The sequence below is a fragment of the Microbacterium sp. H83 genome (genome assembly GCF_001650405.1).
Classification (GTDB): Bacteria; Actinomycetota; Actinomycetes; order Actinomycetales; family Microbacteriaceae; genus Microbacterium.
Window position 1 is genome coordinate 288,796 of the sequence record NZ_LWCU01000001.1, and the last position, 9,142, is coordinate 297,937.

The 9,142-nt window shown below is 70.6% G+C and carries 8 protein-coding genes; 3 read left to right on the top strand and 5 right to left on the bottom strand.

Annotated elements, in window-relative coordinates:
• Nucleotides 1-90 precede the first annotated feature (90 nt).
• Both A4X16_RS01430 and A4X16_RS01435 read left to right on the top strand, forming a co-directional pair.
• Nucleotides 91-693: a PadR family transcriptional regulator gene (locus A4X16_RS01430; RefSeq protein WP_067115242.1), complete on the top strand. Its 603-nt coding sequence runs from the start codon at nucleotides 91-93 to the stop codon at nucleotides 691-693.
• A 62-nt stretch (nucleotides 694-755) separates the two neighbouring features.
• Nucleotides 756-2,090, top strand: a complete 1,335-nt coding sequence (locus A4X16_RS01435) for a hypothetical protein (RefSeq protein WP_067115246.1) — start codon at nucleotides 756-758, stop codon at nucleotides 2,088-2,090.
• Nucleotides 2,091-2,181: 91 nt separating this feature from the next.
• On the opposite strand, the gene hpf is transcribed toward A4X16_RS01435, so the two are convergent.
• The 5 genes from hpf to mtrA all read right to left on the bottom strand — a co-directional run bounded on the left by hpf (nucleotide 2,182) and on the right by mtrA (nucleotide 7,800).
• Complete coding sequence (hpf, locus tag A4X16_RS01440) at nucleotides 2,182-2,838, bottom strand: ribosome hibernation-promoting factor, HPF/YfiA family (protein ID WP_067115249.1); 657 nt, start codon at nucleotides 2,836-2,838, stop codon at nucleotides 2,182-2,184.
• Nucleotides 2,839-2,932: 94 nt separating this feature from the next.
• On the bottom strand, nucleotides 2,933-3,613 hold the full coding sequence (locus A4X16_RS01445; RefSeq protein ID WP_067115251.1) for a ComF family protein: 681 nt from the start codon (nucleotides 3,611-3,613) through the stop codon (nucleotides 2,933-2,935).
• 104 nt (nucleotides 3,614-3,717) lie between these two features.
• Complete coding sequence (locus tag A4X16_RS01450) at nucleotides 3,718-5,436, bottom strand: GerMN domain-containing protein (RefSeq protein ID WP_067115253.1); 1,719 nt, start codon at nucleotides 5,434-5,436, stop codon at nucleotides 3,718-3,720.
• Nucleotides 5,433-7,112: an MtrAB system histidine kinase MtrB gene (gene mtrB, locus A4X16_RS01455; RefSeq protein WP_067115256.1), complete on the bottom strand. Its 1,680-nt coding sequence runs from the start codon at nucleotides 7,110-7,112 to the stop codon at nucleotides 5,433-5,435. Before mtrB ends, A4X16_RS01450 begins: the two co-directional genes overlap by 4 nt.
• Before the next feature lie 7 nt (nucleotides 7,113-7,119).
• Nucleotides 7,120-7,800: an MtrAB system response regulator MtrA gene (mtrA, locus tag A4X16_RS01460; RefSeq protein WP_067115258.1), complete on the bottom strand. Its 681-nt coding sequence runs from the start codon at nucleotides 7,798-7,800 to the stop codon at nucleotides 7,120-7,122.
• A gap of 95 nt (nucleotides 7,801-7,895) precedes the next feature.
• Here mtrA and A4X16_RS01465 point away from each other — a divergent pair.
• Nucleotides 7,896-9,142, top strand: a 1,247-nt coding sequence (locus tag A4X16_RS01465; protein WP_082914200.1) for a hypothetical protein, incomplete at its 3' end; no start/stop codon positions are given.

A 9,142-nucleotide genomic window follows, 5' to 3' on the forward strand; every position in this document is an offset into this window, starting at 1 on the left:
TTACCGGGCCGTGACCTGCACGTCGCCTGCATGGCGCGCCGCCCGACCTTTCCCGGTATGTATATATTGGCGACGACACAGGAGGTCGTCATGTCGGTGCGCCAGAGTCTGCTCGCGATCCTCGCGCAGGGTCCCTGCTACGGCTATCAGCTGCGGCACGAGTTCGATCGACGCACCGGCTCGGTGTGGCCGCTGAACGTGGGACAGATCTACAACACGCTCGAACGACTCGAGCGCGACGCGCTGGTGTCGCGCGGCACCGCCGACGAACGGGGCCACGTGTATTGGGAGATCACCGACGCGGGGTCGCTCGAGGTCGAGCGGTGGCTCGCCACGGCGGTCGAGCGCGGGCAGGCGACGCGGGACGAGCTCGCGATCAAGGTGGCCGTCGCCGCCACGCTTCCGGGCGCGGACGTGGCGGCGGTCGTCGACGCGCAGCGCGACGCGTCCTCGCGTCATCGCGACGTGCTGCGACGACTCCGCGAGTCAGGGGAGGACGAGAGCCCGGAGGGCCTCGCCCGTTCGCTCGTGCTGGACGGGATGCTGTTCAGCGCGGACGCGGAGCTCCGGTGGCTCGACCACGTGCAGCAGCGCCTCACCGATCACCCTCAGCACACCCTGGCTCTCGAGCTCAACCCCGATCGCCCCAAACGAGGACGCCCGGCCAAGTCGATCGACGCCGCTCTGGTCTGATTCCGTTCGCCTGGAGCGGATGCACAGCCAGCGTGCTCGCCGAGGAAACTAGGATCGGTCCTATGGCTGGAATATGGGGCAGACGCAAGCGCGAACAGGAAGAGCTGGCCGCACAGGATGCCGATCTGGCTCGGCGTGCCGAGCAGGCTCTGGTGGCCGCCGACGAGCGGATCCGTTCGACGTCCGACGAGCTCGTCTTCGCGGAGGCCGAGCTCGGCGAGTCGCTCACGGGCGACCTGCGCAAGGCTCTCAGCGCCGTGCGCACGCATCTGCGCGAGGCGTTCCAGCTCCACCAGCTCAACCACGACGAGATCCCGGACACCCCGGAGGAGCTGCGCACCCGCAACGCGCGCATCGTCCAGCTCTGCGACTGGGCGCAGGATCTGCTGGACGAGAAGACCTCGGCTCTCTCCGTGTCCATCGCGAAGGTCCGACGCGCACCCGAGATCATCGCTCAGGTGCGGGCGGACGCCGCGGCTCTGAGCACACGGATCCCGCACACGAACGAGACCGTCGCGCGCCTGTCCGCTCGGTACTCGGACTCGGCCATGCACCAGATCACGGCGAGCGCCGCGGAGGCGGAGCAGCTGATCGCCTTCGCCACGCACGGCGCTGACGTCTCCGAGCGTCGCCGCGAGGCCAAGCAGAACGAAGAGGCGAACCTCGCGCTCGAGACCGCGACCGAGGCCACCCGGCGCGCCTCGGCGCTGCTGGACGCCGTCGAGGATTTCGAGATCGAGGCGCTGAGGGCGGAGTCGACCCTGGCCGAGGTCGTGGCCGACTCGCGCAGCGACCTCATCGCCGCGCGGACCGCGCCGCAGGTGCCGGCCGTCGCCGCGGCGGTCACCGCGCTGCAGAGCGCTCTCAGTGCGCTCTCTCCCGCGGGATCGCCCGGAGACCCGTTCGCCGAGCTGTCCCAGCTCCGCGAGGCGAACACAGCTCTCGACGACGCCATCGCGACGGCGCGGCATCGCGCGGAGCATCCACTGCCGAGCGTCGCACAGGTGCAGCACGCCATCGACGACGCGGATCGTCAGCTCGGGGTGGCCCGCGGACTCATCGCGGGCCATCGCGGCTGGATCGGGGCCGACGCGCGCACGCGGCTCGCGGAGGCCGAGCGCCTGCGCGTGGACCTGCCCGAGCTCCTGCCGGCGGAGGAGACGCGGGAGCAGGCCCTCGCGAGCGCCCGCCGTGTCGCCCACCTGGCCTCGGAGGCACTGCAGCTCGCTCAGCGGGACATCGACTCGGCTCGTCCGCAGGACCAGGGCTGGGGCGGCGATGGCTGGGGCGGCGGCGGGTGGGGCGGCGGTCGCCGCGGCGGTGGCGGCGGCGACATCGCCTCCGGCATCCTCGGCGGCCTCGTGATCGGCAGCCTGCTGGACGGCATCTTCGACTGACGCGATCCGTCGCGGAGGCGCATCCTCGCGATGCCCCCCGACATGAGAGCGGCCCGGTCCTGTGGAGGACCGGGCCGCTCTGCGTCCGACGTCAGGACGCGAGAGCCTCGGAGGGCGGCGCCTGCGTGCTGAGGGCGATCACGCCGTAGTCCCAGCCCTTGCGGCGGTAGACGACGCTCGGGTGATCCGTGCGCACGTCGACGAAGAGGAAGAAGTCGTGGCCGACCAGCTCCATGCGATCGACCGCCTCCTCCACCGTCATCCACTCCGCGTCGAAGCTCTTCGTGCGGATGACGACAGGCGAGTAGACCTCGTCCTCGTCGCTCTGGACGGGGATGCTGCCCGTCGCGACGGCCTGAAGCACATCCGCCGACGCGGGCTGCACGTCGATGCCCTCGAGAGCACCGCTGCCCTTCTCGAAGTGCGCGCCGCGAGGATGCTGTCGACCGTCGACACGCTTCTCCTTCGCCCGACGCAGCTGCTCCGACATCTTGTCGACCGCGAAGTCGAGGGCGACGAACTTGTCGCCGTCCGTGGCCTCCGCCCTGACGACCGGACCCTTGCCGACGAGCGTGAGCTCGACGGTCTCGTCCGGAACGCGGCCGTTCCGATACACCCGATGGGTGACCTTGACATCCAGTCTCTGCGCTCGCGCTGCAAGCGTCTGGACCCTGGCGATCTTCTCCTCGACAACGGTTCGGAAGCGATCGGTGATACCCACTCCGACGCCGACGATGCTCGTTTCCATTGCTGCCTCCTTGTCCCGGTCCACCCGGCCAAGGGCGGACCGTGGTCGCCTTGTGACCCCCAACCGTAGTCCGCATGCAGACGGATGTCACGAGTCATTTACTCCGTGTCCCCCATGTGTTAACGGTGCGTTCGCTGTGACGTGGCGTGGCCGCGAGCGTCACCGCCGTCACGACCCGGAACCCGGCGGCGTCCAGCGCCCTGGCCGCTTCATCCAGGGTGGAGCCGGTGGTGACGATGTCGTCCACGAGCACCACCGGCTGTCCCAGGCCGCTCCCGACGGAGCGCATCCGACCGTGGACGTTGTGCGCCCGCTGCGTGGCATCCAGGTCCCTCTGGTCGGCGCCGGCGCGCGCGACGGAGAGCAGTCGCGTCGCCGGTGCCCCGGCTCTGCGCAGGAGCAGCTCGGGAACCCGATACCCACGACGACGGAAGGAGGACCTCGACGTGGGCACCGGAACGGTGAGCATGCCGTCGGCCTCCGCGTGTGCCTCGTGAAGGGTCACGGCGAGCGCACGCCCCAGCGGCCGGGCGAGCAGGGTCTCGCCGTCGTCCTTCAGCCGCCGGATGCAGCGCGCGGCCACCGACTCGAACGGCAGCGCAGCCCGCACCGCCAGTCCGGCCGGCGTCCGCACCGAGACCGGTCGGGGGCGGAGCTCGTCGAGACAGTCGGCGCAGAGCAGCGTCTCGGGCTGCTGGCAGCCGGCACAGCACGCGGCCAGCAGGAAGGACAGGAGCTCTTCGCCGAGAGCGCGGACGGGACTGATCGACGGCATCCGACGATGCTCGCCGATCCGCGCACGCCGCACCCCCGCGCGCAGTACCGACGCCGACGACTGTGAGCAGGACGTGCGGATCGCGCCTTGGGAGAGGCGATCCGTCAGCGGCCCGCCCTCGTGGCCAGCACGATCACGCCGACGGTGGACTCGCTCCAGGCCGACCCGCTCCTGGCGAAGACCGCGCCTTCGGCGCCCAGCACCCGCACCCCCGCCGCGGCGCGCGAACCGGCGATCGACACCGCACCCGTCGGCGCAGCCTCCGCGGCGCCGGGGCCGCCGACGATCTGCGTGCGCACGACGCGGTCCTCCCCCGCGCTGAGGAGCCCCAGCCGGTCCGCGCCGAGCCAGACCAGCCCCGCGACCGGTCCGTCGAGCTGCGCGAGGCGCTCGGTCTCTCCGAGCTCGACCGGGACGCCCGCGTCATCTCGGACGACGGAGGAGATCACGAGCCAGCGCTCACCCCCGACCACGATCACCGCGGCGACGCGCGCACCGTCCGATGAGACGCGGAGGGCGGAGACCTGGGATGCCTCCGGCCAGGCCCCGGCGACCTGACGCGCCACGACGTCGCTGCCGATCGCCTGCAGTCCGGACGGCTCTCCCCCCGGCACCGACCAGGTGTAGTCGAGCGGATCGAGCGACGGACGCACCAGTCCCGCGCGCTGATCGAGCTCGTCGAACGTCCCGTCACCGGCGAGGTACACGTGCCCGTCGGCGAGCTGGACGGCGGCGTGCGAGTCGTCGACCGCCACGTCGATCGAGAGGATCTGCTGCGGGATGGCCAGGATCTCGTCGGTCACCCCCGGGATCGGCGTGACCTCCCCGCCGACGACGGCGCCGAACTCGCCGGCCTTGAGGACGAGGCTGCCGCTCTCGGTCGGCTCCTCGACGAGCTTGACCACTCCGGCGTCGATCGCCCGCCCGTCGACGCTGAAGCGCACCTGGCTGATCTGCAGACCCGCCGCCACCAGGGTGGCCTGCAGCTGGGTGCGCATCCGCGCGAGCGTCGTCGCGTCGAGGCTCGCCGCGGCACGGTTCAGCGCCACATCGGCCACCTGGTCGAGATCGATCGGCACGGCGTCCCTCGCGAGCTGCACACCGGGCGGGAACGCGCTCTGCACCGCGGGGTCGAGCCAGGGGCTCGGCGCTCCCCCGATCAGCGACTGCGTGATCGTCGTCGCGATGGTGGCGCGACGCGGATACCACCGCACATCGGGCACCAGCCGCTCCCAGGTCTGGTCGTAGTACTGCAGCGCGTAGTCGTCGTACACGCGCGAGAAGCGCGATTCGTCGATGACCACTCCGTCCGGCGCCTCGGCGATGCGCCACTGCCCGTCCCGACGCGTCACGACGAACGCGGAGTTGGAGGCGCTGGACTCCTCGGCGTACGCCCCCGTCGCGTCGACGCTCGCGACCTGATCGAAGCGCACCCGCACATCGGCCGTATCGCCGTCCTCCGACTCGGCGTCCTCCTCGAGGCTCGAGGCGAAGGAGCGCGTGGCCGCGCTCACGTCGATCGACACCCCGGTGTTGGGGCGCCACGTCGCCGCGAGCTCCGGCGTGAGGAACCCGCGGGCGGTGTCCCAGTTGTCCGCCGGCGTGATCGCCGCCTCCATGAACCCCTCGACGATGGCCGCGGGACCCGCCCCGTCCACCGGGCCGGAGGCGAGAGGGAGGAAGTCCGGATCCTCCGGGGAGGCGCCGAGGGCCAGTCCGGGCTGCACGTCGCCCGTCGTCGGCAGTCCGGTGCACGCCGTCAGCAGCAGCGCGGCCACCGCGACCGCCAGTCCGCGCAGAGCGCGCGATCCGCGAGACGTCATTCGAGGCTCCCCCGGTCGAAGAGCTCGGCCGGCAGATCGGCGAGCTGGATCGGCTGCGTCGCGTCGCCGATCCCTGCGAGAGGCTCCTGCGGCTCGATCGGGATCGGCGAAGGCCCGTCGAGGAGCCCGCCCCGGCGCGGCAGGGTCAGCACGAAGTTCGAGCCGACCCCGAGCTCCGACCAGACCGCGAGAACGCCTCCGTGCAGCGTGGCGTCACCCAGGGCGATCGACAGCCCGAGCCCGGTGCCGCCGATCGTGCGCTGCCGGGACGGATCGGCCCGCCAGAAGCGGTCGAACACCCGTTCCGCGTCGACGGGGTCCATCCCCAGACCGAAGTCGCGCACCCCGGCGGCGACCGCGTGCTGATTGCTGTCGACGGTGACGACGACAGGGCGCCCCTCACCGTGCTCGATGGCGTTGCCGATGAGGTTGCGGAGGACCCGTCGCACGCGCCGCGGGTCCATGTCGACGGGCGAGTACCCCCCGGGCGCGACGAGTCGCAGCTCGGTGCCCCGCCCGTCGGCGAGGGGCTTCATCTGCTCGATGATGTCCTCGGCGAGGTGGGCGAGGCTCGTCGCCTCGAGCTCGAGCTGCACCGACCCCGCGTCGTAGCGGCTGATCTCCAGCAGGTCGGAGAGGAGCGTCTCGAATCGCTGCACCTGGGTGTGCAGAAGCTCTGTCGTGCGCGCCGTCGTCGGATCGAACTCCGCCCGTTGGTCGTTGAGCATGTCGGCCGCGAGGCGGATCGTCGTGAGCGGGGTGCGCAGTTCGTGCGAGACGTCGGACACGAAGCGCTGCTGCACGAGCGAGAGCTCGCCGAGCTCCTTGATCTGGGACTCGATGCTGTCGGCCATCGCATTGAAGGAGCGACCGAGCGTGGCGATCTCGTCCTCTCCGTGCACGTCGATGCGCACCGCGAGGTCGCCGGCGGCGAGTCGGGCGCTCGTCTCGGCGGCCTCGACGATCGGCGTCGACACGGTGCGGAGCACGATGAAGGAGATCGCCGCCACGATCGCGACGAGCCCGATGCCGGCGATCCACAGCGTGCGCTGGACGAACGTGAGGGTGTTGTCGGCATCGGCCAGGTCGTAGGCGAAGTAGACCTCGAACGGGCCCGCCTCCGGCACCTGCAGCTGCTGTCCGACGATGATCCCTGGGACGGAGCGCCCGCCGATCTCCAGCGACACCGACTGCCACGACTGCCAGTCGTCGAACTGCACCACGCGGTTGCTCAGGTTGGGGCTGACCGAGTTGAAGCTGAGACCGGCGGTGAAGCCGTTCAGCGAGACGGCGTCCAGTCCGACGTTGATCCGGCGGCCCGCGAGACCCTCGGCCGTGGAGTTGCGGCCGAGGTCCTCCTGGACGCTGTCCCAGAGCTCGACCAGCGCGCCCGCGTCGTCCCCGAGCGCGGCCGAGTCCAGGGTCGTCTGCGCCTGGTTGACGGCGCGCGCGGCGTCCTCGAGAGCATCCTTCTTGCGCGACTCGAAGAGGTCCGTCTGGATCACCAGCGCCATCGTGACGCACGTGATGAGGATCGCCGTGGAAGTGAGGAGGAGGGTGATCGTGAGCGTCCGGAAACGCAGGGATCGCCGCCAGAGCGCTCCGAGCACCGTCGGCCAACCGCGCCAGTCGCGAAGGACAGCGACCGCCGTGGTGGTCGCTGTCGTGGCGGCCATGGCGCTGTTAGCCCGCACTCCCGGCGCGGTAGCCGACGCCGCGTACGGTCATCACGATCTTGGGGTTGTCGGGATCGAGCTCCACCTTCGCCCGCAGCCGCTGGACGTGCACGTTCACCAGGCGGGTGTCGGCCTTGTAGTGATAGCCCCAGACCTGCTCGAGCAGCATCTCCCGGGAGAAGACCTGCTGCGGCTTGGACGCGAGCGCGACGAGAAGCTGGAACTCCAGCGGAGTCAGCGCGATCGGCGCCGTGCCGCGGCGCACCTCGTGCGCGTCGACGTCGACGGTCAGATCGCCGACGCGGAGCTGCTCCCCCACCGTCTGCGGTGCGGGGCGCAGCCGCGTGCGGATGCGGGCGACGAGCTCCTTCGGATTGAACGGCTTGACGATGTAGTCGTCCGCTCCGACCTCGAGCCCCCTGACCACGTCGGCGGTGTCGCTCCTCGCGGTGAGCATGATGATGGGCACCCCCGACTCCGCACGGATGCGGGTGCAGATCTCGATCCCGTCCATGCCGGGCAGCATGAGGTCGAGCAGCACGAGGTCGGGCCGCTGCGTGCGCCACTCCTCCACAGCACGCGCCCCGTCCGCGCAGAACACCGGCTCGAAGCCCTCCGTGCGCAGCACGATGCCGATCATCTCGGCGAGCGCGGTGTCGTCGTCGACCACAAGGATGCGTGAGGTCATAACTGTTACCTTATGGCACTCAGTACCACCCGCCCATGTCTGCGGATCACCCGAGTGTTGTGACACGATGGGAGCGCACGACGGAGGGAGTGCCGGTGACCGGCCAGACGTGGACCCCTGCCCCGAAGAGGGGCATCATCCCCCTGCATCCGCTGACGTTCGGGATGCTGCTGGGACGCTCCTTCTCGGCACTGCGACACAACCCCAAGGTCCTCTTCGGATTCGGCGTCGTGATCCAGCTGGCGGTCGTCGTGCTCAGCGCGACCGTGATGGGCTTCGTCTTCGTGACGACCTTCACGCGGCTCGAGTCGCTGTCGCCCGCCTCCCCCGACTTCGAGGCCGTCTTCGCGGGCACCATCGCGATGAACATCGTCGCGGGTCTCGCCGTAGGACTCGCCTCTATCGCCTTCACCGCGCTCATGCAGGGCGTGGTCGCCGCCGAGATCGGGTACGCGTCGATCGGGATCAAGGCGACCCTCGGGACCCTCTGGCGTCGGATGGTGCCGTCGTTCTGGCGGCTCGCGGCGTTCGCCTCCCTGTCGGTCATCTTCATCTTCGGCGTGATCGTCGTCCTCTTTCTCATCATCGCGGCGTTCGTGGCCGGGGGCCTCGGCGGTTCCGCGGAGGCGATCGGCGGCATCGTGATCCTCGTGGTGCTGATCGTCCTCGCGACGATCCCCCTCATGGTCTGGCTGACGACGAAGCTGCTCCTCGTGCCGTCGATCCTCGTGCTCGAGCGTGCGACGTTCCGCGAGGCGCTGGTGCGGTCGTGGCGGCTCACGAGGGGGCGCTTCTGGATCGCGTGGGGCGTCACCTTCCTGATCGGGGCGATCATGGGCATCGCCATGCAGATGGTGAGCCTGCCGGTCTCGCTGCTGAGCTCGATGCTCGGCACCGTCATCGCACCGACGGGCTCGATGGACACCGGCGCCGTCATGGGCTTCGTCTTCGCGCTCCTCGCCCCGCAGATCCTCCTGCTCGTGCTGCAGGCGATCACTCTGGTGGTGCAGAGCACAGCGGGCACCCTGGTCTACCTGGACAGCAGGATGCGGTACGAGGGCCTCGACCAGGCGCTCATCAGCCACGTCGAGCGCCGCGACCTCGGCTGGTCGGAGGAGCAGCTCGGCGATCCGTTCGTCGTCGATCCCGCCCGTGCGGTGACCAGCGCACCCCCGCCCACGCAGGCTCCCGAGTGGACCACCATGACCGTCGGCTACGACCCGGCACACCCCTTCCAGGGACAGGGATACCCGCAGCCGTACTTGGCGCCGCCGCAGCCGTACCCGGCGCCGCCGCAGCCGTACCCGGCGCCGGGTACGGCTGCGGCGGCGCCAAGTACGGC

Bases quoted from the DNA above. Each gene is read 5' to 3' on its own strand.
- A4X16_RS01430 (WP_067115242.1), top strand. From the start codon at position 91: ATGTCGGTGCGCCAGAGTCTGCTCGCGATCCTCGCGCAGGGTCCCTGC.
- A4X16_RS01435 (WP_067115246.1), top strand. From the start codon at position 756: ATGGCTGGAATATGGGGCAGACGCAAGCGCGAACAGGAAGAGCTGGCC.
- hpf (WP_067115249.1), bottom strand. From the start codon at position 2,838: ATGGAAACGAGCATCGTCGGCGTCGGAGTGGGTATCACCGATCGCTTC.
- A4X16_RS01445 (WP_067115251.1), bottom strand. From the start codon at position 3,613: ATGCCGTCGATCAGTCCCGTCCGCGCTCTCGGCGAAGAGCTCCTGTCC.
- A4X16_RS01450 (WP_067115253.1), bottom strand. From the start codon at position 5,436: ATGACGTCTCGCGGATCGCGCGCTCTGCGCGGACTGGCGGTCGCGGTG.
- mtrB (WP_067115256.1), bottom strand. From the start codon at position 7,112: ATGGCCGCCACGACAGCGACCACCACGGCGGTCGCTGTCCTTCGCGAC.
- mtrA (WP_067115258.1), bottom strand. From the start codon at position 7,800: ATGACCTCACGCATCCTTGTGGTCGACGACGACACCGCGCTCGCCGAG.